Here is a 24,591-nt window from a genome sequence, read left to right as displayed (position 1 = left end):
TTTTAGGTCTGCAACTGGCAAGGTTGTTTTTTCTAAAAAGCTGTTTTCAATGACTGTTTCACACTCGATGAAACATGCGGCGCACCATTAACATGAAATCCGCCAATTTTCAAGGGATAAGACTTCTTGATTGGCGCAGAGTATTATATAATTTACTTAAAATGAGCGTAATTTCAATGGATAGGTGGTGACCTCAATGTTAGAAAATTTATCTATCAACTTGCATCGGGACAAAGCATTTTCTCGACAAGTAAAAATCTTGCAAGTGCTAAATGCTGCACCGACAGGGTATCATCCACAAGAATTGGCGACATTACTAGGGCTATCTTTGCCTACAGTTACCAAAGAGCTGAGTATTTTAAGTGACAGCTTGCCAAAAGACCTGGTCAAGATCACACTCTCAGAAACGAACATCGTCTCGATCGCTTATGCGCCGAACGCTTCCATCAATTCTGCCATTCAATACCTGGGGATGGAAACGCTGGAGTTTAAAATCATGACGAGTATTATTGATAATAAAAAATACTCTATTCACCGAGCAACGATTGAATTCGGTTATTCTCGCAGTCATCTTTTACGGACGATCAGCTACATGAACAAGTCGTTGCAAACCTATTCTGTAACTATTGCCACGAATCATCTTGACTTTATTGGTACCGAAGCGGACATCCGATTTTGTCTGTTCGTCTTTTTTTCTGCTTATGGCGATAGCACGATTTTAGATAAGGATAGTCCAGCGGATGCCCGCCTGCTGGTCCAAAAAGCCAAGGAAGCCAACACGAAAGATTTGCATTACAGCCATTACCGACTTGCTCTGTGGTTAAGTATCGCCAAGCGTAGGTGGCGCTATTCTTACTTTTTGACCTTGCCGCCGTCTTTAGAACGCAATCTATTGGAGAAAGAACGCTTCGCTATTTTCTCAGAAATATTAAACGAACATTACTTGAAAAAATACCGAATCATCCACTTGCCGCAACAAGAGCTGCTTTGGATCTTTGTCAATGCGCTCCATTGTCTTTCCTATAGTACGATGGACATCAACGGCGAAAGCGATGCGGATTACATTTTTCACCATACAGAAAGACCAGAAATTATTGCAGAAGCTGCTGCCTTTTTAGAGAAATCTGGCGTCGCTATTCCACCTGCAGCTGCCCACAAGATCATCGCGTATCTCGTAAATCTTCGCCTGCTGACGATGATTTCTGCCAATTATGAGTTTGCTGATCCGCAGATCAAAGCCTTTGTTGAAACGACATTCAAGACGGATTACCTTTCTTGGAATGAGTGGTTGAAACCTTTCAACGATCAAAGCCGCTTCTTTTCCTTTACTCACTTGGAACATATCGCAGTCACATTGACTTTGTTAAGCGAGTTAGCGCCTAATCCCCAGCTGAAAAAACACCTCAAAGTAGCCTTTGCTTTTCAAGGCGGTGCTGGATTAGATGCTTTCTTAGCCGCATCAACGGAATTATTTAAAAACGACCATACAGAAATCAGTTACTTTTTTGAAGTGGCTCCTGATGAACAAGAATTGATCCATCGGGAAATAGATTTGATCGTCAGCAATTTTGACTTGCATCTGAAAAGCAACACCAAATTTCAGCAACTACGCATTTCAAATGTCCCCACCCTTTCGGACTGGACGATCATCCACAAAACGATTGAACAGCTGATTCAGCCAAGAATCACACCGATTCGTTGACCTAAGGAAACTGACGGCCTTCTTGAAGGAAGCGCCGCCAGTTTTTCATTGCGCGGTTTGCTATTTTGACCCTTTCCTAAGTATCCATTTTTCTTTTCTCTTAGCGTGTCTATTTTTTTCACATCAGAAAAAAATCAGACCTTTTTTGCAAGATTCCTCTCCTAATAAACGCTTTTCCATTCAAGCGCAGCGGAGAAAGCCCCTGTCTTGTTTTTATGTGCTGTTCGTAATCCCTGAAAAGTTGCCTGCTTCGTGGATTTTTTAATAAATGAAATTTTAGCGGATATCCTTAGCCACAAATGTGAAATTCGTTATTTTAAAAGCAAAGAAACATACGGTCATAACAGACTGCATGTTTTAAATAACTTTTGTATCTAATTTTTTTATTTAGTAGAAAAAAAAGAAATTTTCTCCTCGCTCCTTTTTTGTATAATAGGTAAAAAGAGAGGGGAACAAACGTGGATTTTATCAAGGAGCTGCAATCCTTCAAAACAATCGTCGAGGAAGGTACGTTTACTAGAGCTGCCGCCAAACTAAACTATGCCCAGTCGACCGTTACGAACCATATCAAAAAGTTAGAAGACGAATTAGAAGTAGCGTTATTTTTGGAAGGAAAAAGCAATGTATTGACCTTGGAAGGCGAATTGTTGAAACAGGAAGTACCCGAACTGATTGCCCACTGGGAGCGGGTCAAAGAACAGTTGATCAATGCTTCCCATACGGTCGAGTATTCGTTGCGGATGGGCATCCTTCAACCCTATGACATTTTGGTTTTGCCTGCACTGCTTCACGATTTTTCGCAGCACTATCCAAAAATAAACTTCGAGATCATCGTGGGCTCAACACTGGAATTAGCCAATGCACTAAATGAAAACCGAATTGATTTCGCCTTATGCTCACTTCCTCACGAGAAACATTTTGCCTACGAGGAATTGTTTCAAGAAGAGCTTTGCTGCATTACCTCAATCTCAAACCCATTAATCATCAATAAGCTAGCCGACCTTGAAGGGAGCCATCTCTATCGTTCCAAGTCTGACTGTCCAGCTCGCACAAAAATTGAAAGCTATCTTGACAATCAGGTTCCTTCGATCCATTGGGAGTCTGTCAGCAATATCAGTACGATTCCTTACTTGATCGAACGAACTGGATACTGCAGTCTGATCCCTCGTTCCATCATTGAGCAAACTCATGCTCGAGTAAAAATCGTCTCGCTTCCTTTGCCTGATCCCCACATGTCGATTGGCTTATTGTCAAAACATCCACTGATGCTTTCTCCCAGCATCACAAAAAATTTTGTCATCGAGTTAAAAATGCGCTTACTATCTTTGTTATAAAACGGTTTTAATCCGCATTGATTTTTATGCAATTGTGCTTTTTCCAGAAAATGATGACAGTCATTTTGTAAACCTCGTCACAGCGAGAAACAAAAGAGCTGCACCAAGTCTTTACGTTTTAAAGACTTGGTGCAGCAAGGTTTTTGAATTCACTTACGGTTATAAAGTTACAAGATAGTATCTTTTCTCTCGATTCGATTTTTTGTTATCATTTTACTTTTTTTATGCAACCTGATACGATTATTCATGTAAATCGAAGAAAAATCAGAAAAGATGTCGTTATTCTTAACATTTCCGATTTTTTCTCCGATTGTAAAAAATAGAAACGTTTTTTCATCAGTTATAAAGTATACTCAATTTTGAAGCGACGAGTTCTCAAGAAACTGAGGCTTGTACCCCGCAGGGCAAAGTCTTTGGGTAGTTATTGCTCAAGGAAGCTGTTTTTGCAATTGTCAGAAAAAATAGACGATGAGAAAAGGAGGAAAAACCATGTTTATCATTGAAGCGATCTTCAGCTTTCTAAGAGACGCATTAGGTGTGATCCTAGCTATTCTCTTAGGGACGCTTTGCTTGTCGATGGTGGTCAATTTGATCGTTATCGTTGTAAAAAACACCTATTCAAAATTTAAAAAGAATTATTAACGAATCGCTATCTTCTAATAGATAGCTTTTTTAAATAGTTTTTTCAACCTCTCAGGTCTCTTTTTTGCCTTTGTAATATCTTTTTTCAAACTCAATCCAAGACTTGCTGAATTCGTGGTTGGAAAAGGCACTTTTCAAACCTGAACGCTGCTTAAAGCGAAAGACCTCTTCGCGGTCCATCCCCAATTCCTTGGCAATTCGTTCATCCGACCACTCGTTAGCCACCAACTGCTGCACGATATTTCCCATCTTCTCGATGCCATGGGTACCACGTGCTCGATTGTGGCGAATCGTTGAAGCGATGCGATTCTCAAAAGGCTTATCGATCACCGTGACCGGAACACTTGGCAATTCCAAGCGGTCTTTTGCTACGATGTACCGATGAAACCCATCGATCAAAATATACTTGTCTTGCTCCTTATCGTGGTAACAAACCAATGGCTGCGTAAAGCCATCTTCTCGAATCGACAGTTCCAGTAAATCCATTTCTGGAGCAGCCACGGTGTTGGGATTATACGTATTCGCGTGAATCTTGCTGACTGGGATCAGCTTCGCCGCTAACACTGGAAAATCGATATCGCTCATGAGGGACTACACTCCTTTTTAGAAATGAATAATTTTTTGTTTGTCGATAAACCGCAAACCCTTTTGATTCCAAAAGGGCAATTTCACTAGGCTGGTTACTAGAAGCGAGAATCTCTGCTTCTGGGTAGTTGCGGCTGATATCCACCAACATTTTCCGTAAAAGAAACTTTTTAAATTGAGCGGCTGGATCTTTTTCATAAAATTCCCCTAGCTCCACTTTGTTGGCGCCTTTTTCATAATAAGAAAAAGCAGTCACCCGTTTTTCGTCATCAAGAATCACGTACCAGTAGCAGTTCTCATCATTGACTAAGTACGGAAATTGCTGCTGATACACCCGTTCCGCAAAAAAAGCCCCCATCAATTGATAGAATTGGCTTTTCTTATACGGTGGAAAAAATAAAACCAATCGTTCGTTCACAAAACCCTTCCTCTCTAAGGACGCACTCGTCCATCGTTAGGTGATTTTTTTCGTTAAATACTCGTATTTGGCATTCAATTTTTTTAACTGATACTTGGGTAAATGCTCGATCCCCAAAGCCGCCCCAAAATCGACCGCCAACTCATACAATTCAGACTCATCTTTTTTCGTCAAACTATATTGTCGCGTACTCAAAGAAAAATCATTTTTTTCTAACGCACGAGCGATTCCTTTCCAGTCATGCCAGAGTACTTCGTTTTTCAGCCAGTCCTTACGTTTGGTCACATCGGGTATATCTTCCACTTCGATCCCGTGCTTTTCTCGATAATGATCAATCAAAATCGTGATTTTGCGGTAATAATGATCCTGTAATTTCTTTGAATAAAGTCCAATTGATTCCAGTAAAAAGACCGCATACTCTTGCCAAGTCATATGACTGGGCTTTCTCGTATTGTAATGCGCCAGCAATCCTGTCTGGGCATACAAGCGACCAAAATTGGCTCCTGACACACGATTGACGACGCGTTCCCACGTTTCCGGTTCCACCAAAGCATATTGGTACAAGCCTTTTCGTTGCTGCATACCGTAAGGCTGACAGATCCGCATTTGATGGATCGGAACGCCATGATCATACAACTTTTCATAAAAGCCATTGATCGGCCAGTCAAAATGGGCATAGGCTCCCCACACATCTTCGGTCTTCCAATCATAGATTGGGTAAAAATTAACGACCATTGAATCTGCTACTTGCCGTTTGATCCAGCATTGCTTCCGAAAGTTATACTTTGGCGATGTGATCGATCGATACCGATACAGACTTTCCTGGGTTCGTATCCCCACACCACAAGCAACCGGCTCAAACTGATGATAGCTTGCGTACCAATGAGCAAAGTTTCGTAAGAACTTATCAGGGTTCATATTTGCACTCTGATAGATTTCCATCAATGATTCATCTAAATCAGCAAGTGAAATCGCATCTTTTGGCATCGGTTGTACCCACTTCTCACGTTCTTGTTCATCCCACATCAACCATTGTGGCTGAAAGACGCTGGTATTGTTGTCCTCGTAAAAGGGCAAACAGAAGTGGAAGGTTTGATTGATACTTGGTAACGCTTTGATTTTTTCCATGAACGTTCTCGTAGCATCATAATTTGCCTCGATATCTAAAATCAGCAGATCAAAGGTTTTCTTTTTTTTCTGTGCGACTTGGTCAGCCAACTGGATCATGGCCCCGCTATCTTTTCCACCACTGAAAGAGAAATACACATGGGGAAACGTATCAAAAATATATTCCAAACGCGTCATCGCCGCTTCTAGCACATTTTCCTTACAATATTTCTTCATAAAAGCTCATGTCCTCATTTTATTTGTCCTTTTTTTGAATAAGTATTACATTCTAGTATAAAGTTTCACTTGGCTTCTTACAAGGACTTAAGGGAGATTTCCCTGTTATTTCATACAGCGACATGTTGAAATACGCGCGCTCAGTATCGGATAATGAGTCAACTACAGGCTAAAAAAAGCAGAGATATCAATTTTTTAAACTTCATAATCGCTGCTTGCTACTGATACATCTGCTCTTTTTTGAATCACAAAAAGATAGCCTGTTTTTTCTATGATTTAGCTAATAGAAAGCAATACCATCAACCTGATTATCCGTTCATTCATCACATGTACTTAATTTTCCATAACAGTGAAATTTCTTTGCTGAGGTCTTTGAGCTTCATAGCCTTTTGGATATTTTCAGACATCTTCTTGTAATTACTGATTTTTTCTTCTTTGGGCAGCAGTACATATTCTCGCTTGATTGCTTCAAACTTGTCTTCATGATCGATCACCAGAAGTTGCGTGATCAGATCATGGGCGATCCACCGATGATAGGAATTTTTGTGGGTATGCAGTGCCCAGATCCGTTCCCACTCATCATAAATCAGCTCAGGGTTTTTAGTGGCTACTTCTTTAATAATCAAATAACTATTAAAATACTCATTGATATGATTTTGACCATCAACGACATTCTCCACTAGCTTCTCCCTTACCTTTCGATCATCGATCGCCGTTTGCACAAACGGTTGGGGATCAAACGATGTTGTCTGAAAATGACGCGCGATTTCTTGGTAGTCCATGCTTTCACCTTCTTTAAATGATTGATTTGCAGCAATTACTTTTTTTATCCATATCTTCATTTTAACAGAATCTTTGTACGAAAAAAGCGCTTTTTTGATTGCTTTTACCCTCCTTAAACGTTGGTCTCCTATGCCATTAGAAAGTGATCGTTCGTTGGCGCGCATTTTTCCCGGCAATATCCAATTTAAAATCGATCAAAAGAAACAGGGAAATCCCTCAATGAAAAGAAGGATTGTAGTTTTTCATCCAATAATTCATTGAGTTCTGACATTCGTTTCTTTGTAGTTTGTGTTTTCTTATTCCATCGTATTCTTGACCTTGCGTCTGCAAAAGAGCGCCTGTACTAATAATTTTCTCAATGAAGAATGTGATAAAAATGACATAAAAAAGGAAGTCCCCTGACGGGACTTCCTGAGTTTCCTTTCTTCAAACACTATTTCACGCATAGCTGCGAGATGCTGGATCACGCGTCCTTTCTCCGAATACCTCGGTCGGTAGGCATTTTGATCCATTGTTCGGGTGGACGTTTTCTGATTTTTTTTGGTGCAAACATCAGTTGAACCGTTCTTTTGACAAAGTTATTTCGGTATACGTTTTCCATAACTTGCACGCCCTTTTCAATTGAATTAGGAAGTGGTGACGCCGATCGTTCTTCCTACCTTTATTATAAGCGTGAAGACGGGACAAAACAAACAATATAGCTGGGGATTTCTGGCTTTCTTTCCCTCAACTTTGTAGTCGATCGCTCGCTAAATTGGTATGATCCTTTGAATAATATTCAACTAGCCATCGTATATTTATTGAAAACCCAAATGAAAAATTACAGAAAAAGTTGATTTTCACTCGAATAAACAGCCGAAAGGACGAGTTTTTGAATGAAAAATCGTTTCACTTTACTTTTTCTTAAATTTTAATTATTATTCTTTTGAAATAAGATTAATGAAGGAGATAAAAACATGGAAAAATACCAAGTGTTCCCTGGTCAAAACTATCAGGCAAATGTTATTGGCTTTACCGGTTTACAAGAAGTTAGTGTGATTCATGTTTACGAAAATACTGCGACTGTTCTAATCAAAGAAACAGCTGAAACAGGTGTTGCGAAATTATGTAATTTTCTAGTGGGTGCAACACAATTAGTTAGTTGATGCTTTGTAATTAATCAAAACATGATGGAGCAATTTGCCATCCAGCATGTTGTAGGAAATCGCTCCAGAGAAACTCGTCTGTGAGATTGCCTTTTTCCTATTCATCAATTACAGTAGTATTTTTATTTATCTACTCAATATCTCTCTACTTTATATATAAATAGTGTTAGAATGAACAAAAGGAAACGTATCAGGCTTCCCCCAAGAGAATCTTCCCCAAGTACTCTTGTCTGATACGTTTCCTATTTTTGTGGCGAAAAAGCCACAGACCAATGGTAGCCCTTTACTCTGTGAAAAGCAAGCTTTCAAAATAAATTTTTTCTTTATTTTTTTATTTTATCTCTACAATTCCCCTTTAATAAGCAGGCAAAAACACACCTCTCAACAAAAAGGTGTGTTCTTTTTATAACAATGATTATTCACGAATAATAAGTTCGTAAGGCAGAATGATCTGCTCTTGTTTTCTTTCTTGAAACAAGCGAAAGGCTTCTTTGCCGCACTGATCCAGATTAAACTCAACGGAAGAAAAGTGCAGCATTTGACTGATGAGCAGGTTTTCTTGCCCAATCACGACGGGTGCTGTCCCGTGAGGGTATTGATTTAAGATCATCGCTGCGATCTCATCTCCATTTGTGATCACCCCATCGATTCCTCGTTCCTTAAAAAATGCAGCTGCGGAAATCCCATCTTGTGCTTTGATACAATCCCAATAAATATCTGCTTCAGAAAAATTAGGAAACAGCTCCTTGGCTTTTGCAATCGTGTTGACTGAATTGCAGCTGAGGCGTTTGCTGCGCCCTAGCGTCAGTCCCAAGCGTTTTACACCTTGTTCTTTCAAATACTTGATACTGGCTGTCACAGAGCCGACCAAGTCGATCGCCACGAAAGGAACGGCAGTACCGGTCGAATTTTCACAAAAAACAATCGGTCCTTTTTCCATGTAGGGATAAAATGTCTCGATATGATTTGCGCGGGTGATGACGATCAAGCCGTCAAATCCCTTTGCAGCGAATTCTTCTAGATATTCTAGCTCCAGCTTCCGATCAAAATTGGTCGGAAGCAACGTCACCTTGTATTTTTGGGCAAAGGCTTCTTCCATGATGCCATTTAAAATTCCATCAAAGAAGGCGTGATTGACAAACGGTACGATGACTCCAATATTATAGGTTTTCCCCGAGCTAAGTTTTTGGGCGATTTTATTCGGTTTGTAATCCAGTTCTTCCATCACCGCCAAAATCGCTGCTCGCTTTTGCTCATCAACATAAGGATGGCCATTGATCACACGAGAGACCGTCGTGATCGAAAAACCAGTAATTTTTGCTATATCGCGAATCGTTGCCATTTCTTTCATTCCTATCTGATTGTTTTGCTAATGACCTAAGTCTACCATAGAAAATTAGTTGTTCCACTTTCGACAATTTTCTGAAAAGGTCTCTTGATTGATTGTACGGTATGAAACGAGTTTCATAGCAAGACTTAGTTAGACTCCTTGAAAAGAAATTTATTTAAAATCAAAAACTGACTGCCTAGCAGGCTGCAAACGCTGCTTAAGCAATCAGTTTTTCTATTATTTACTGAATCATTTCTTTTGATAAACTTTTACGTTTCTTCGTATACCTTCGCATCAGCAGCTCGATGCCCTTATCCGCAAAGCGTTGCATGTAGGCGGAAAAATTCAACAAGGCAATCAAGAGAATGAGGTTGAGATAGCTGGTATTGCCTAGGTTAAAGAGGTCGCGACCGACGATCAAAGCAGCAAAGTACAAGATCTGAGTGCTGAAAAAAATCATCGTTCGATAGCTGTTGATCGCTGGATAGACTTTTTTCTGGATCAAGCGATAGTTCCAAGCAGTAAAAATAATGCTCATGATCGATAGAGCTTTACTGCTGCTGTTGAACCAATAACCAAAGTTGATGATCAGCAAAGTTCCTACCGTAATCGTCAAGGCTGTTGGAAAAGCATTTTTGAAAATCGTCGTCATAAAGTCCCCTTTGATCCGATTGAAGTCTGGTTCAAAGTTTAAAAAGAAGGTCGGAATGCCGACAAAGCAGGCATTAATGATCGTTAATTGGATCGGCTCAAAAGGATAGGTCGTTCCTGATAACAACGTCCCCATGGTGATCATGATGGAGAATAAGACTTGCACTAGCACCAATGAACCTGAGCGGGTAATGTTATTGATCACTCGGCGGCCTTCATCCATGACCGATGGCAAAGCATCAAATTGATTTTCCAAAAGAACCAGATTTGACACTTGACGCGCAGCATCAACACCAGAAGCCATTGCGATCGAGCAGTCGGCTTCTTTCAGCGCCAAAACATCGTTGACGCCATCGCCAGTCATCGCGACGGTATGCCCTTGTTCTTTCAAGTAGAGCACCATTTCTTTCTTTTGTTGCGGCGTCACTCGACCAAAAATCTGATAGTTGCTGACAGCTTCTTTTAATTCGGTCGCAGTTAATTTTGACACATCGATAAAATCAGCTGCTCCTGGTAGATTGACTTTTTTCGCGATTTGACTGACTGTCACTGGATCATCGCCAGAGATGATCTTGCATTGGATTGCCTGTGAACGAAAATACTCCAAGGTCTCTTTGGCATCTTCACGGATCGTGTCTGACAGTAAATAAAATCCTAACGGTTCAATATCCGTCGGCAGTCCTGCCTCCTCATAGCCTTGCGTACTGTGAGCCAAAACGATCACACGGTAGCCTTCTTCTGCCAGCTGCCTTTCCTGTTTTAAAACAGCTTCATGGTTGGTTCCCAGTAAAATCGACGCAGCTCCGATGAAATAAGTGCCTTGTCCTTCAAACGTGACGCAACTGAATTTACGATCTGATGAAAAAGGGACGACTTGCTGCATCTGGTACGTCGTTTTTTCTGGGAAAAAGGTTCGCAGCGCCATTGCCGTTGGGTTCTGATCGGGTAGCTGCGCCATTAAGTTACCAGTGATTTCTGCCAACGGTGTGTCCGATTGAAAGGAAATCGTCTTTTCCACCGTCATCTTGCCTTCGGTGATCGTGCCCGTTTTATCTAGACAAAGAACATCGACCCGTGCCAAGGCATCAATGCAGTTCAATTCCTGCACCATCACTTTTTTGCGCGCCAGATAGACGGCACTGATGGTCAACGTGACACTCGTCAATAAAAACAAACCTTCGGGGAACATTCCCACAGCTGCCGCCACCGTCCGTAAGATGGCAGTATTGAAAGTTGCATGAGAGAAATAGAACTGTTTAACGAACAAGAGGGTACATAATGGGACCAAAATCAGACTGATCCAACGAATGATTTTGTTTAAACTGCCTTGGATCAAGTATTTTTGTCGTTTGATGGTTTTGGCTTCTTTGTTGATTTTTGCGATATAGTTGTCAGCGCCTACGTGGATCACTTGGCATAACGCTTCGCCAGCAGTGATAAAACTACCAGAAAACAACTCGTCTGCTGGCTGCTTGTAGATCGTATCCATTTCACCAGTCAGCAAGGATTCATTGACTTCTAAAGATCCTTGAATGACTTTGGCATCCGTCGGCACTTGATCCCCGCTTTTCAGTCGTAACACATCATCCATTACGAGTTTGTGTATCGGCAAGTTCTCCAGCTTGCCATCCCGATAAACATCGGCTTTGGCAACTTTTAGCAGTGCCAGCTTATCCAGCGTTCGTTTGGAACGAACTTCTTGAAAGAGATTGATGATCACATTGCTGAAGACAACAAAGACGAACAAACCGTTTTGATAAGAACCCGTCAAACAGACGAGAAAGAATAGGACACAGTTGATCAAATTGAAAAAGGTAAAGATATTGGTAAAAAGGATTTTCGGGTACGTATTCGTCGTATCCTTTTTTGTCTTATTGACTTGACCGCGCTGCACCCGCGCCTTGACTTCTCCTGACGTCAAGCCAATGGTTTGGTTGTTTTCGATGATCCTCACCCTTTCTATTCTTAGTCATTTACTTTTATTTTGCTGAATATTCAGCAAACTTGCATCAGACTTGGGAATGGTTTTGTGTGTTTTCTATAAAACCAATTGGCGTCGATTGCGTAAGATAGGCCATCGACTCCCCGCTTTTTTTTCTGTAAAAAAACAAGTACTGTTTAAAATATAGCATACCCTTTTACGAATTGGCGTTTCATTTTTGTCACCTTCGCGTCACTTTAGGAATTAAAATAACAGTTTATTCCTTAACCTAAACCGACTAGACAATAAGCTAGCATAGGCTTTCCAGGTGGTTTCTTGCGATAACACAAAACAAAAAAAACAGCTGATCTTCACAGATCAACTGTTTAACAATTCTTTAAGTTAGCTGTTCCCTCAGTTGCTAAAAAACGCTCAACCAGCTTGCTTCTTTTATTGATCAATGCAGTGCTTCCTTTTTCCATTTTCGGATTTTCGTTCGGAAATTGGTAAAGGGTGCTACTGTATTGATATGGATCCATTTATAGACTGGCCACTGTGCTTTGGTGTTTGCCCAATCCCGCTGCCCTGCTTCAAACAATTCCTGATCGGATAAGCCTTCGATCCACTGGCAAAGGGCCGTCACTTTTTGGTCTAAGAGCTCTTGCTGCTGTGCTAAGGTCAAACTGCCGTATGTCTGATAAAAAGATTGATACAATCCGCCAAGGTTGTTCCATTTGTACCCTTCAGCAGGTGTGTGAACGCTCATCCCTTGCTGTTCCTGTGCTTCCCATGACAATAACAAACTGACCCAGCCGATTTGGTAAGACAAGTTTTCTGAAGGGGTCTTGTCGACACTTGCTATCCGTTGATTTCGCAGGGCTTCAGGAATTTCATCAAATTCTTGGCGAAATTTTTGGTAACGTTCTGTAATCTCTTGGATCAGCGCTGCTTTGCTTTCATATTGTCTCATTGTTTGTCCTCCTATTCAGGAAAATAGCTGCTCTTTGTCGCTTTCAGCAATGGCGATAAAAATCGTTACTTCGCCGTCTGGCGCATATTGTTCAAAATCAAAGGAATACTTGCGCTGCAGCTGCTGGTTTTCTTCCTCAGACCAGATTTGACGCCAAGTAGTCAAAATGCCCTGCGCATCGCGCCGATCGACCGGATACTTTTTCCAAGTATATTTTTCTGTATCAAAGTCTGCTTGCTCCGTTTCTTCGAAACAAAGCGAAACGGCATAGTCTCCTTGATAGTTTGACTCATACTCGTGGTAAACGCAAGCGATGACCGTTCCTTTTTCTGCGGCTTTCTTGACCGCCTCGCTGTTTTTCTCCCATAAGCCAGTGATTTTTGCTTGAATCGCTGGATCAGTAAAATTATTGGTTCTTTCCGTTGCCATTATCGAAAATTTCATTGGAGTTCCTCCTTCTTTGTCTTTATGATACGATAGAAACCTAGACACCTTCTGTCAGTGTTTTATCATCTTTTATAAAAGGAGTAAACCAAGTGAGCACGACACGCCTGTTCGGCCTTATCTACCACCTGTTGAATCATGAAAAAGCAACCACTTCTGAATTAGCCAAACAATTTGAAGTCTCGACTCGCACCATCACCAGAGATATCAATACCCTAAGCAGTATTGGCGTGCCCATCTATACTGAAACGGGTCGAAATGGCGGCGTTTATTTATTAAGCAGTTTTGTGTTGGATAAAGTGTTATTATCAGAGGAAGAACGGAAAAACCTGCTTTTGGCGTTGAAAGGGATTCGCCAGCTGACGCCACAGATCAGTGGGCAATCGCTGGCAAAACTGCAATCCTTGTTTAAACAGCCCGATGCTGATTGGCTAGAAGTGGATTTTTCCACTTGGCATCGGCGAGAAAACGGCAACGACACGTTTGATTTATTAAAAAAGAGTATTTTAACAAACCACGTGATCACCTTTGACTATATCAGTAAACAGGGACTGCAAAAACGCATCTGCCAGCCTTATAAACTGCTTTTTCGCTCGCAAGCTTGGTATCTGCAAGCCTTCGACCAGCAAAAGAATGCCTTTCGGACATTTAAAATCAGCCGCATGAGTCAAGTCCACGTCACTGACCAGCATTTTTTCCCAGTCACTGCGCCTGATTCTGCCATTGAGTTGACTGTTGACACCTATCCTGCGCGTCTATTCTTTCAAGCCGACGTTCTTTATCGGGTATATGATGAGTTCGATCATCAGGATATTACTTTGACGGAGGAAGGCACTGCTGTGGTTACCGTTGATTTGCCCGAGGAAAGCTGGGTAGTGCCCTATTTGTTCTCTTTTGGAAAAAGCCTACGCATTTTGAGTCCCCCTCGACTAAAGAATCGTTACCAAGAAGAAGTTGCTGCGATTTATGCCAATTTGTCCAAGAACGAGGGTGTAAACTGATTTTTCATAAAAAGGATCCCTATTGAAAGGAGTGTTTGATTTTGAAAGAAGTGATCGTACAGTATGGCGGGGTTTCGCTAAACCGCCTTTGCCAGCAGTTGGAAGAAAATCAGATTCACTTAAACGCGTATGCCAACCAGCTCTTGCGCCATCCCCAGTTCTCCCTCAGTGCCGATAAACAGCGTGCTGCTTGTGTGATTGTTCCCCTTAAAGAACTGGGACTCCCCCAAGGCGGCTCTTTGACGGAGATTTTTGCAGCTGCGCCTTCTTATGGATTGACTTGTTGTACCTTGGAAATGGCCTTACACTTTCGTCTTAGCTATCGCCAACTGGCAAATAGTACCGGACTGAAATCCCAAGGAAAAGCGCCAGCTGCCGCAATCACGATCGCTTCTGTGCCTTTGGAAAAAACCGGCGATTTCCCCAAAGGATTCTACGTTCGCCGCATCGATGGGGTTGACTGGCTACGAGGCTATACTTGCGATGCACGACACCAGTTTGCACCGGATGACCTGTTTTTGTTTCAACGACGAGACCCGCTGTCAGAGCGTCTCAACTGAAGGGGAAACAAACCGTTTCATATCAAATGTCCTTGTTTCTCATTGCCTACAATCATTCTGTAGGTTAAGAAGAGCCGAAAAGGACAAAAGGAGAAACAGATGAACTTAATCCCAATGAAAGACAGCGACTATGCTGCTTACTTAACCAATGCAGTTTTCGAATACGCCAATGACAAAGTCCAAGCAGGCACATGGGCCAAAGACGAGGCCCTCGCCCTAGCCAAAGAAAGCTTTGCTTCTTTACTTCCTCAAGGGACTGCCACCGAAAACAATCACTTGTTTTCTTTATTTGCAGCTGATTTTAGTGAACCGATCGGGGTGATTTGGGTCAACACAGCTGCCCAGAAAGCCTTCATCTATGACTTTATCATCGAGGAAGACCAGCGAGGAAAAGGCTATGGCACCAAAGCGTTACAGGCTTTAGAAAAGTGGGCGATCCAGCAAGGCATCACTGAAATCGGCTTGCACGTTTTTGCCCATAATCAGTCTGCGTATCAGCTATACAAAAAAATGGGCTATTTGGAAACAGATATTACGATGGTTCGACGTTTCGCTGAGTAGTACGAAAAGAGCCACATCATTCGTACCTAGGAATCAATCGACCAGACCTGCGCCAAACAAAAAGAAACGACAGAAAATCGTCGTTTCTTTTTGCTTCTATTTACATAAAAACCACTCTTTCAATGAGTGCATGGTTTTTTCAGTAGTATCGCCATTGTTGAACCTTCTTCGCTATAAGGACTGCCTTTGACATCGCCAAATACCTCACAGATATCAAAGCCTGCAGCCTGAACTTCCCTCAGCAATGCATCTTTTGTAAAATAGGTCGTCCATAAATAATAATTGGTGAGCTCAGTATCTGCTAAAATCGTTGTTTGCTCCAGCAAGACGTGATCATGATATTTCCATCGTTGATTCAGCACAAGATGAGGATCGCCCCGCCAAAACCCTGCTGATTCATGACTTTCCCAGGTCTGTTCTTCATCAAGCGTTAAAAACTGGGCAGACGTAAATACATCGAACAAAAATTTGCCACCCGGTTTTAGATGCGCCAGCACATTATTTAGCAGCAGTTTTCGTTCCTCTGGATTTAAGGCTCCATAATCGCAATAAATCAAGGTAATAAAGTCAAACTGCTGAGGCAATGCCATCTCCAAATAATTATCAAATAGATAGGTAATGTTTAATTGCTGCCTACTCGCGGAATCTCTCGCATAGGCGATGGACCTTCTGGAGTAATCAACGCCTGTCACTTGATAGCCCAGCGCTACAAATTTTTCCGCATAGATCCCTGGTCCGCAGCCGATATCAAGAAGTTGCGTCTGTTTTTCTGGTGGAACAATGCGACTGATCCAGCGAACGGATTCGTCGATAAAGTCAGCCTTTCTACTCGCTCCCTCAAAATCAGGATCCAAATGAGCCTTTAACATTTGCTTGGAAATATACGCATCATCCCAAAACGCCCCTGCCATTTTTTTATAGAACGGTGGCCGCTCGATTGCCTTTCTCAATTCTTGGTACATCTTCTTTTCCCCTTTCAAAATAATTGAAAAACAAAAAAGACCGCAGATTTTACTCTGCGGTCAATCTTCAAGCGATGAAGATCAAAAAGCGAAGAGTAAAATAAAATCAATGATAGGCACTTCAAATAAAACTGCAAGCAGTCAATTTTTTGCCTATGAAATTGATTTTATTTACTCTTTTCCAGTCCTACCCCTGTTAACGAAGGAATAACAGCAGATAGGCCGGAGACATCACCTTTTTCTCTTGTTTTTCTGCCTTTAGTTTAGAAGGCGCCAGTCGATTTGTCAATGGGAATTGACTGTAGACACTCGATTAAACGATGGTCTTGCCGAAATTCACACCTTACGGGGGAGAAATTTTGCAAGAACGCTGAATGTTTATTTCCCTTCACCTGCTGATTTTTTCAACAGGAAGCTGGATCTCAGTCAGCCATTCCTCTTCACTTTCTTTATTCCAAATACCATCAATATAGCTTTCACGAAAAGGCCCTGTGATTCGATAGCCGTTATTTTCAGCAAACTGGATTACTGCAGCATAGGCTTTCGGAAACTCAGTATAGGCTCCTTTATGGACCGTGCAAACTGCCTCTGGTACTTCTTCTATCTGCTTGAAGGTCAAATTTCCTTGATTATCTTTCATTTCTGTGACCGCTTCGCAAACTTCCACATCAATGTTTTCTTCTTTGTACTCGTTGTCATGATAGATAGTAAAACAATATTCGGGCAATGCGCAGATGCAACCAGCTGTTTCCATCTGAAGCCCCATTTCTGGGATCATAGAAAACAACCGATCGAAGCTTGGCACGACCATTCTCATTGAAGCGACGATAACCGCTGGCAAACGTTTAACGATCATTTGGTAATTGGCTTCTTCCTGTTGCAAATACCCTTCGATCTGCGTGAGCATCGCCATCCGTTCCGTGATCTCTCTCATCAGTTGCTGTCTCTTGCGATGCAGTATTCTCCTTTCGCTTTCTCCTGCTTGCACTTGTTTGATTTCATCGATGTTATACCCCATTCTGCGTAAAGCTAATAACCGATGCAATGGTGCCAACTGACTAGAGATATAATAGCGATACCCATTATCTGGATCGATAAAATGGGGCTTAAGCAGCCCCACCTCATCATAATAACGCAGTGTTTTTATCGTCACTTGATTCATTTTAGAAAACATGCCGATTCGATACAGCTTATCTGGTGTTTTTTCACATTCTTGTGTCATAACTCTTTCCTCCGTTTCCTGTTATTCCCAACGGAAAAGCTTAACTGCCAAACCAAATCCTATGATCGTCACCACTGTCAATAGAAAAAGAATGAATCGAGGGTCACCGATTGGTTGATCGAGACTCACACTCTTTAACAATTTAACGCCTTGTGTCAATGGCAGAACATTAGCGACTTTTTGCACACCTTCTGGAAAGAGCTCAAAGGGAATCACTGCCCCAGAAAGAAACAACATGGGAAAATAAACCACTGTGCATACGAGATTGGCAATCTTGATATTTTTACACAAACTAGCAATCAATAGTCCTAGGCTATACATGGCAATCATAACGAAAAAATAGCTAGCTATCAATACTATCCAGCTGCCTTTCATTTGATAGTCGAGAAATACCACCGACACGAATGCGACACCTATCGCTGAGAGTAGTGCAGTCGCTGCAGCTACTACCACTTGAGCCGCAATCAGATGAACTGGAGAAGCTGGGGTAACAAAAAAGTGTTTCAAAATCTTTTTGTCTCGATAATCACAGATAGTTAACGGAATCCCCATAAAGGCTGTTGCGCAAATCCCCACCACCAGCAACGAAGCAAAACTGCCCTCTTGAAATGTATATGAAGTAGCACCAATCACTTTCTCTCCACCGATCATATTGGTCAAAAACAGGACGACCAGCGGCATGCCAATACCAAAGACGATCCCATCGATTCCTCGCAACGCTAACTTTCCTTCAATTTTTGCTAGTTTCATTACTTTGCTCATTCTATCTCCTCCCCTACAAACCAAAGATATGCCTCTTCAAGTTTTTGCTGACCGCTTCGTTTTAACAGCTCCTTCGTGCTGCCTTCAACTACCTTGCGCCCATGAGCGATGATGCATAGCCGATCACAAAGAATCTCCGCCTCCTCCATATAGTGGGTCGTCAATAGAATCGTCATTTGTGCTTCTTTTAGTTTGAGGAGCGTTTGCCAGACACTTCTCCGTGCTTTTGTATCCAGTCCCGTTGTCAATTCATCCAAAAAAATCACCTCGGGATTCGGGATCAACGCGAGTACAATTGAAAGCTTTTGTTTTTCCCCACCAGAAAGTTTGTCGATGAATTGCGATTCGAATGGTTCCAGCTGAAACAAACGCAAAAGCTCTTGATAGTCTTGAGGCTGTCGATACAAGAGCGTCATCTCTTTGCACAATTCTCCGACGCGAATATTGTTCTGATAACTTGAAGATTGAAGCTGAACCCCCACTTTTTCAAATACCTCACGCCGCTTTTTTTGAGGATCTGATCCGAGAATTTTGACAGAACCTTCCTCTGGTGTTTTGATACCTAAAATTGTTTCAATCGTTGTCGTTTTACCAGCTCCATTCGGTCCTAATAAGCCGAACACCTCGCCTTTTTTTACGGTGAAGGTAAGTTGATCAATAATTTTCCTACCATTGATTTTCTTAGATAGTTCGGCAACCTCAATCATTTTTTCCATAGCAATCGCCCCTTTCTACTAAAGCATACTGTCTCCTCTTGAGGGAGAGTCAATAGCAGACTCACTTTTTTTCATGACGAACAAACTCATGTTCATTGGTTAGCTAAAAGCGGCTTTTTCTTTTTGTTCGATAGAGCTACACTATTTAAATCACAATTAACTATTTTTAATTTCTAAGCTTGTTTTTTTCTTCTATCTCCACTATATTTGTGGGTAAACCAGTTATTTCTATGTAGAAAGGACGTTTCCCTTGAATTATCCCTTATTAAATGAACAAATGCCTCAGACCATCATCCGTGTTTGGCGGTTGCGGACAATTACTTCACTAATCATTTTCAGTTTACTTTTCGCTGCTTCTTTTTGGTTTTTATCCATGCAAAACTGGCTTCATTTCTGGGTGTTCGCCCTTTGGTCAAGCCTATTGGCACTGACTTTGATCAGTCATCTGCTTTCTTTTGTGCTGATGAGCTACCGTTACAAATTCCATCGCTACGAGATCCAAGAAAAGGATATCGCTATTCAACGTGGCTATCTATTTCGCAGCACCACGTATATTCCGATCCGCCGAATCCAGCACATCGAAACGGACCAAGGGATCTTTTTGCGAAAATACGCTTTAGTCTCCTTACAGATCCATACGGCTGCCACCAACCACACCATTGAAGGCTTGCCAGTGGCGCAAGCCGAACGCTTGCGAGAAACCATCATGAATTTAGTCGAGGTGGTCAAAGATGATCTATGAAAAACAACGACTGCCGTTGCTGTGTATCGGTCTTTATTGGTTCAAAAATTGCAAAAATTTTCTGGTACTAGCATTTCTGCTTGTATTCAAATTATTCAACGACGCCCCTTCTTTTCCGATGATTCTGGGCGGCATTCTGCTATTTTTACTGGTCTGTCTGATTTTTGCGGTACTGTCTTACGCCCGCTTTACCTTTCAAATCGATCAAACGAGTGTACTAGTCAACAAAGGACTCTTTATTCAAAAACAAACGATTTTGCCGTTTGAACGCATCCAAACCATTCAAGAGAATCATTACTTTTATTTACGTCCGTTTAAATTAGCTGAAGTGAAGTTGGAAAGCGCCGCAAGTTCGAGTGGTGAAGCCGAAATTCTTTTCCCTGCATTACCGCTGGCTCTCATTGCCTCTATCGAAGCGTCAAAAAAGGCGGCTGCGACAACACAACAGCCGACTGCCCAAACAACTAGTAGAGAAGAACCAACCGACGATTATGCTGCGTTTTCAGCTGAGAAGTCAGCCAAGCCGCCGCTAGAAACATTCACTTTGAAATTCAAGGAGATTTTCTTGTTTTCTCTCACTGATTTTTCTGTTTTCACCTTGGTTCTAGTCATCGGCTACAACGTGATCGACAACATTCCCAATTTCTTTGCCTATGCATCGGAATTGCAGCAACTTGGCCTTTTATTAGGTGCTGCACTTTTACTCGGGCTGCTGATTTTGTTTTTCTTCCTTGCGATCGCCAGGAATCTTTTCCGTTATTATGGCTTTACGGTGGAAACGAACCAGCAACAGCTGCTGATCACGCAAGGCTTGTTTTCTAAACGTCACCAAACGATTCCCCTCGCTAGGATCCAAGGGCTGAGTGTCGAACAAAACCTTTATCGAAGAATCTTTCATCTGAGCTCCGTCAAATTACTGCTGGCTGCTGGCAGTTCGTCAGAAAGCGACGATACGGTCTATCTGTTCCCCATTTTGAAAGAGGCGCAGCTGACCGAAACATTGACCCGCTTTTTACCCGAATGGTCGTTTCAACAAACCGCTCTAGTGAAAAATCCACGACCCAACTTTTGGTACTTCTGCCGTTGGCCGCTGCTGATCGGACTGCTTGCTGTAGGAATCTCCGCCTTCTTTTTCTGGTGGTTAGCGCTGATTTTCTTCGTGTTCTTTGGCTCCTTCGTGTTATCAAGCATCTGGCGAGGCAAAATACAAGGCTATCAATTTTTAGATAACCATGTATTATTGTGCCAAACGATTCGCGGTCTTACGAAGGTGACCGCTTATCTGAAGAAAAATAAAATCCAAGATTTCACTGTCACCACCACGTATTGGCAGCACAAAAAAGGGCTTGGCAAGTCACAGCTAACCATCAAAACCGAAGATACTCTCACCGAAAGTAAGCTGTTCTACTTTCCATTAACCGAAGCAGAAAACTTACGGCGCTGGTTTTTGTCTTAGTTCATAAAAAAGCATCAAACAGCAGGACTGACACGCTGTTTGACGCTTTTTTTACAAGATCTGAAAGGAATGAAAAGGAAGCATCAACCATTGAGTCGCTGATGCTTCCTTTTTCTATCCCCTGGCCTTCCCCTCGACTATTTGCTGCTTGATTGAAGCAGCATCTAAGCCATATTCTTTTTGCAAAAAATCGGGTGTGCCGACTTGACCGAATCGTTCATTGACACCAATGCGTTTTAAGGGGACAGCACTGCCAGTTTCAGCAAGTACTTCGGCGACGGCACTTCCTAGTCCACCGGTAATAGAATGATTTTCGATGGTGATGACTTGCCGTTTCCCCTGAACTTCGCGGAGGATCAATTCTTTATCGATTGGTTTGATGGTAAACATGTCGATCACTTCGCAGCTAATTCCTATTTCTGCTAATTCTTCTGCCACTTGCAGTGTTTCAGAAACCAATTGTCCGCTAGCAATCAACAACAGTTCATCGCCTGGTCTTAAAATATTGCCTTTTCCTAGTTCAAAGGTCGAGCCTTTTTCATAAATCATCGGAACCGCTTTCCGATTGCCTCGTACGTAATGAATGCCTGATAATTGGCTAAAGGTTTTTATGATCCACGCCATTTGGACTTCATCCGCTGCATCGCAGACGACCGATTGGGGAATCATTCGCATCAAAGCCACATCTTCCCATGTCGTATGGGTGCCGCCGTTGTGCCCGACTGCAAACCCTGGATCAGAACCGTAAATATTGATCGTATTGCCGCCATAGCCGCCAGAAATAAACAGCTGATCGAATTACCCGACGCGTCGCAAATGGCCCAAAGGTGTGGATAAAAGGTGTATAACCAGTTAAACTCAAGCCAGCTGCGACACCAACCATATTGGCTTCCGCGATCCCCATGTTGATAAAGCGTTGGGGATGTTTGTTGGCAATCGCTGTCCAGCCGCTGGCAGAACCAAGGTCGGCATCTAACGCAACTAGCTGGTTATTTTCATCCATGAGTTCCACCAATGTGTCAACGACACATGTTCGTAGCTCTTTACCAGCAGCAGTGGTTTTGCTTAATGTAAACATGCCTTAGCGTCCTCCTTCGATTTTTATCGTCAATTCTTTGATTGCCGCTTCTGCCGCTTGATTGATCTCATCCGTGGTAAACTTCACGGAGTGATTGGCATCTAGTTCTTCAAAGAAAGGAACGCCTTGTCCTTTCACGCTGTCCAAGACAATGCAAACCGCTTGGTCTTCGATTGCTTTGCAGCGCTCGATTGCCTCATCAATGGCTTGCATGTCTGCCCCTGGAACTTTTTCTGTATAAAAGCCAAAAGCAGTCATCTTCTGCTGGATATCAAAGGGATCAAGAATGTCTTTGGTTGGCCCATCTAGCTGTTTTTTGTTGTCATCAATAATGACGATACAGTGATTCAGTTTAAAGTGGGCAATGTATTGGAAGGCTTCCCAGCACTGTCCTTCATTTAGTTCACCATCTCCAACGATCAAATAAACAAAATTGTCCTTGCCTGCCAAGCGCAGGCCTGTCGCGATCCCAGCAGCCATGGAAGTTCCCTGTCCCAGTGAACCTGTAGTGGCATCAACCCCTGGCGTTTTCCAGCGATCCGGATGGGAAGGCAGTCTCGTGCCGCCCTCATTGATCGTCCATAACCACGACCGATCAAAATAGCCCGTATTTGCTAATGCACTATACAAGGCGGCGCCAGCATGCCCTTTTGACAAGACGAGTCGGTCACGATCCGCCCACTGTGGATCTTGTGGATTGATTCGCAGCTGTTTGCCGTACAAAACGGCCAATAATTCAACAATTGAAAAGGAGCCGCCCAGATGGCCTTGTCCCATTTTCTTGATGCTGCAAAGGGTATCTAAACGAATCTTTGCCGCTAATTCTTCAAGCTCGTGGTATTTTTGTTCACTGATTGCCACTATTTATCCCTCCATCCTCTATTTATTCAGAAACAGATTTTGCCCGACTGTTTTTCTTGAAAATCGTCAATCCGATCAAGACCGCGACTACCGCAATTATCCCTGAGAAGATGGCGATTTGACCGCCCATATTGGCTAGGTTTCCTAGGAAGATCCCTGCAACCCCATAGTCGGTATCAGAGAAAGTTGATCCTTGGAACCCAAGATCCCCCCTGACTGGCATCAACAAGATCGGCATAAAGCTGATAATGATCCCATGAATAAAGGACCCAATGACGGCGCCTCGCACACCACCCGTTGCATTGCCGTAAACACCTGCCGTTGCGCCACAGAAGAAATGGGGTACGACCCCTGGAATAATAACGGTTGTTCCTGTGAAGACCATGATGATCAAACTAACGATCCCACCGACAAAACTGGTTAGAAAACCAATCAGAACAGCATTTGGCGCATAAGGAAAGACGATTGGACAATCCAATGCAGGAATCGCATTAGGAACAAGCTTTTCAGAAATCCCTTTAAAGGCTGGTACGATTTCTGCCAAAATCAAACGGACACCAGCTAAAATCACAAAGACACCAGCGGCAAACGAACCTGCTTGCTGCAACGAATAAATGATCGAGTTCGTGCCATTGCTAAGATTTTCCGTAATAAATTCACTCCCAGCAAAAATTGCTACGATCACGTATACAAGCGCCATCGTAATCGTGATACTAACAGTAGAATCCCGCAAGAAAGACAGGCCTTTCGGAAAATTGATGTCTTCGGTAGATTTTTCCTTATTGCCGACGTATTTCCCAATCAACCCGCTCAATGCGTAGCCGAAGTTCCCCGTATGCCCCAATGCGACGGAATCATTTTTAGTAATTTCTCGGGTAAACGGTTGTGCGATCGCTGGGAAAATCGTGTTACAGATCCCTAACGCTAAGCCCCCAAATAAAACTAGATTAAAAGTATTCATTCCAGTAACGCTCAAAATCACCGCAATCATACACGCCATATACAACGTGGCATGCCCAGCCAAATAAATGTATTTAAAGCGAGTGATACGGGCAATCAAAATATTGAAGGCCATTCCGGCTAACATAATAAGTGCGGTATAGGTGCCGTAAGTTGTCAACGCTAGCGCAACGATCGCTTCGTTATTTGGTACGACCCCTTGCATGTTAAAGGCTGCTTGGAACATCTCCCCAAATGGCGCCAGAGAGCTTTCGATCACCCCAGCCCCGGCAGTGACCACGAGAAACCCAACAAAGGTTTTGATGCCCCCTTTGACGATCGTGGCAATGTCTTTTTTCTGCAGCACATTCCCCAAAACGGCGATCAGCGCAACTAAGATCGCTGGGGTACTCGCGATATCAACAAGAATATCTAAAAATTCGTTCATGACTGTCTACTCCT

Annotated in this window: 23 protein-coding genes and 1 pseudogene; 9 read left to right on the top strand and 15 right to left on the bottom strand. The window is 42.4% G+C overall.

Annotated features, from left to right (window positions below; genetic code table 11):
- Nucleotides 1-196: 196 nt before the first annotated feature.
- The 3 genes from IGI77_RS03005 to IGI77_RS02995 all read left to right on the top strand — a co-directional run bounded on the left by IGI77_RS03005 (nt 197) and on the right by IGI77_RS02995 (nt 3,678).
- Nucleotides 197-1,702, top strand: a complete 1,506-nt coding sequence (locus IGI77_RS03005) for a helix-turn-helix domain-containing protein (RefSeq protein WP_332282048.1) — start codon at nt 197-199, stop codon at nt 1,700-1,702.
- A gap of 458 nt (nt 1,703-2,160) precedes the next feature.
- Nucleotides 2,161-3,036: a LysR family transcriptional regulator gene (locus IGI77_RS03000; RefSeq protein WP_086294567.1), complete on the top strand. Its 876-nt coding sequence runs from the start codon at nt 2,161-2,163 to the stop codon at nt 3,034-3,036.
- A 489-nt stretch (nt 3,037-3,525) separates the two neighbouring features.
- Nucleotides 3,526-3,678 (top strand): hypothetical protein, encoded by a 153-nt coding sequence (locus IGI77_RS02995; RefSeq protein WP_010748814.1) that lies wholly within the window; start codon nt 3,526-3,528, stop codon nt 3,676-3,678.
- A 51-nt stretch (nt 3,679-3,729) separates the two neighbouring features.
- Here IGI77_RS02995 and IGI77_RS02990 read toward each other — a convergent pair whose 3' ends face one another.
- The 4 genes from IGI77_RS02990 to IGI77_RS02975 all read right to left on the bottom strand — a co-directional run bounded on the left by IGI77_RS02990 (nt 3,730) and on the right by IGI77_RS02975 (nt 6,807).
- Nucleotides 3,730-4,263 (bottom strand): IbrB-like domain-containing protein, encoded by a 534-nt coding sequence (locus tag IGI77_RS02990; protein ID WP_005227576.1) that lies wholly within the window; start codon nt 4,261-4,263, stop codon nt 3,730-3,732.
- Entirely contained in the window at nt 4,190-4,681 is a 492-nt protein-coding gene (locus IGI77_RS02985; RefSeq protein ID WP_005227570.1) for a hypothetical protein, read from the bottom strand. Before IGI77_RS02985 ends, IGI77_RS02990 begins: the two co-directional genes overlap by 74 nt.
- A gap of 36 nt (nt 4,682-4,717) precedes the next feature.
- Nucleotides 4,718-6,025: a DUF3440 domain-containing protein gene (locus IGI77_RS02980; RefSeq protein ID WP_016609725.1), complete on the bottom strand. Its 1,308-nt coding sequence runs from the start codon at nt 6,023-6,025 to the stop codon at nt 4,718-4,720.
- 323 nt (nt 6,026-6,348) lie between these two features.
- Entirely contained in the window at nt 6,349-6,807 is a 459-nt protein-coding gene (locus IGI77_RS02975; RefSeq protein WP_015508979.1) for a hypothetical protein, read from the bottom strand.
- Between the two features lie 957 nt (nt 6,808-7,764).
- On the opposite strand from IGI77_RS02975, the gene IGI77_RS02970 reads away from it, so the two are divergent.
- Nucleotides 7,765-7,953, top strand: a complete 189-nt coding sequence (locus IGI77_RS02970; protein ID WP_005227564.1) for a hypothetical protein — start codon at nt 7,765-7,767, stop codon at nt 7,951-7,953.
- 415 nt (nt 7,954-8,368) lie between these two features.
- On the opposite strand, the gene IGI77_RS02965 is transcribed toward IGI77_RS02970, so the two are convergent.
- The 4 genes from IGI77_RS02965 to IGI77_RS02950 all read right to left on the bottom strand — a co-directional run bounded on the left by IGI77_RS02965 (nt 8,369) and on the right by IGI77_RS02950 (nt 13,269).
- Entirely contained in the window at nt 8,369-9,295 is a 927-nt protein-coding gene (locus IGI77_RS02965) for a LacI family DNA-binding transcriptional regulator (RefSeq protein WP_438769448.1), read from the bottom strand.
- A gap of 229 nt (nt 9,296-9,524) precedes the next feature.
- Nucleotides 9,525-11,888, bottom strand: coding sequence for an HAD-IC family P-type ATPase (locus IGI77_RS02960; protein ID WP_275852459.1), 2,364 nt, complete (start codon nt 11,886-11,888; stop codon nt 9,525-9,527).
- A 424-nt stretch (nt 11,889-12,312) separates the two neighbouring features.
- The gene (locus IGI77_RS02955; protein ID WP_438769447.1) at nt 12,313-12,825 is read right to left on the bottom strand and encodes a ClbS/DfsB family four-helix bundle protein; all 513 of its coding nucleotides are present in this window, start codon (nt 12,823-12,825) and stop codon (nt 12,313-12,315) included.
- Between the two features lie 15 nt (nt 12,826-12,840).
- Nucleotides 12,841-13,269 carry an effector binding domain-containing protein gene (locus IGI77_RS02950; protein ID WP_325845961.1) on the bottom strand — a complete coding sequence of 143 codons (429 nt, stop codon included), beginning with the start codon at nt 13,267-13,269 and terminating at the stop codon, nt 12,841-12,843.
- A 92-nt stretch (nt 13,270-13,361) separates the two neighbouring features.
- Here IGI77_RS02950 and IGI77_RS02945 point away from each other — a divergent pair, with 92 nt between their 5' ends.
- The 3 genes from IGI77_RS02945 (at nt 13,362) to IGI77_RS02935 (ending at nt 15,391) form a co-directional block, all read left to right on the top strand.
- Nucleotides 13,362-14,270 (top strand): helix-turn-helix transcriptional regulator, encoded by a 909-nt coding sequence (locus IGI77_RS02945; protein WP_015508973.1) that lies wholly within the window; start codon nt 13,362-13,364, stop codon nt 14,268-14,270.
- A 50-nt stretch (nt 14,271-14,320) separates the two neighbouring features.
- On the top strand, nt 14,321-14,830 hold the full coding sequence (locus tag IGI77_RS02940; protein WP_438770490.1) for a helicase: 510 nt from the start codon (nt 14,321-14,323) through the stop codon (nt 14,828-14,830).
- Between the two features lie 99 nt (nt 14,831-14,929).
- On the top strand, nt 14,930-15,391 hold the full coding sequence (locus tag IGI77_RS02935) for a GNAT family N-acetyltransferase (RefSeq protein WP_060792756.1): 462 nt from the start codon (nt 14,930-14,932) through the stop codon (nt 15,389-15,391).
- A 119-nt stretch (nt 15,392-15,510) separates the two neighbouring features.
- Here the strand turns inward: IGI77_RS02935 and IGI77_RS02930 are convergent, their stop codons facing one another.
- The 4 genes from IGI77_RS02930 to IGI77_RS02915 all read right to left on the bottom strand — a co-directional run bounded on the left by IGI77_RS02930 (nt 15,511) and on the right by IGI77_RS02915 (nt 19,053).
- On the bottom strand, nt 15,511-16,353 hold the full coding sequence (locus IGI77_RS02930) for a class I SAM-dependent methyltransferase (protein ID WP_438769446.1): 843 nt from the start codon (nt 16,351-16,353) through the stop codon (nt 15,511-15,513).
- A gap of 388 nt (nt 16,354-16,741) precedes the next feature.
- Entirely contained in the window at nt 16,742-17,575 is an 834-nt protein-coding gene (locus IGI77_RS02925) for a MerR family transcriptional regulator (protein ID WP_016609707.1), read from the bottom strand.
- A 21-nt stretch (nt 17,576-17,596) separates the two neighbouring features.
- Entirely contained in the window at nt 17,597-18,337 is a 741-nt protein-coding gene (locus IGI77_RS02920) for an ABC transporter permease (protein ID WP_016609706.1), read from the bottom strand.
- The gene (locus IGI77_RS02915) at nt 18,334-19,053 is read right to left on the bottom strand and encodes an ABC transporter ATP-binding protein (protein ID WP_016609705.1); all 720 of its coding nucleotides are present in this window, start codon (nt 19,051-19,053) and stop codon (nt 18,334-18,336) included. Before IGI77_RS02915 ends, IGI77_RS02920 begins: the two co-directional genes overlap by 4 nt.
- A 250-nt stretch (nt 19,054-19,303) precedes the next feature.
- Here IGI77_RS02915 and IGI77_RS02910 point away from each other — a divergent pair, with 250 nt between their 5' ends.
- A complete protein-coding gene (locus tag IGI77_RS02910; RefSeq protein WP_005227545.1) occupies nt 19,304-19,795 on the top strand; it encodes a PH domain-containing protein in 492 nt (163 codons plus the stop codon).
- A complete protein-coding gene (locus IGI77_RS02905; RefSeq protein ID WP_438769445.1) occupies nt 19,785-21,251 on the top strand; it encodes a PH domain-containing protein in 1,467 nt (488 codons plus the stop codon). Before IGI77_RS02910 ends, IGI77_RS02905 begins: the two co-directional genes overlap by 11 nt.
- Nucleotides 21,252-21,365: 114 nt before the next feature.
- On the opposite strand, the pseudogene IGI77_RS02900 reads toward IGI77_RS02905, so the two are convergent.
- The 3 genes and pseudogenes from IGI77_RS02900 to IGI77_RS02890 form a co-directional block, all read right to left on the bottom strand.
- A pseudogene (locus IGI77_RS02900) lies at nt 21,366-22,329 on the bottom strand (transketolase family protein).
- 3 nt (nt 22,330-22,332) lie between these two features.
- The gene (locus IGI77_RS02895) at nt 22,333-23,190 is read right to left on the bottom strand and encodes a transketolase (protein WP_005231438.1); all 858 of its coding nucleotides are present in this window, start codon (nt 23,188-23,190) and stop codon (nt 22,333-22,335) included.
- Nucleotides 23,191-23,212: 22 nt separating this feature from the next.
- The gene (locus IGI77_RS02890) at nt 23,213-24,577 is read right to left on the bottom strand and encodes a PTS ascorbate transporter subunit IIC (protein WP_438769444.1); all 1,365 of its coding nucleotides are present in this window, start codon (nt 24,575-24,577) and stop codon (nt 23,213-23,215) included.
- Nucleotides 24,578-24,591: the final 14 nt, after the last annotated feature.

Origin of the sequence: Enterococcus sp. DIV0213h (genome assembly GCF_051711285.1) — a bacterium.
Taxonomy (GTDB): Bacteria; Bacillota; Bacilli; order Lactobacillales; family Enterococcaceae; genus Enterococcus_D; species Enterococcus_D casseliflavus.
Note: the sequence above shows the minus strand (reverse complement) of the source record. Positions and strands in the feature narration are given on the sequence as shown.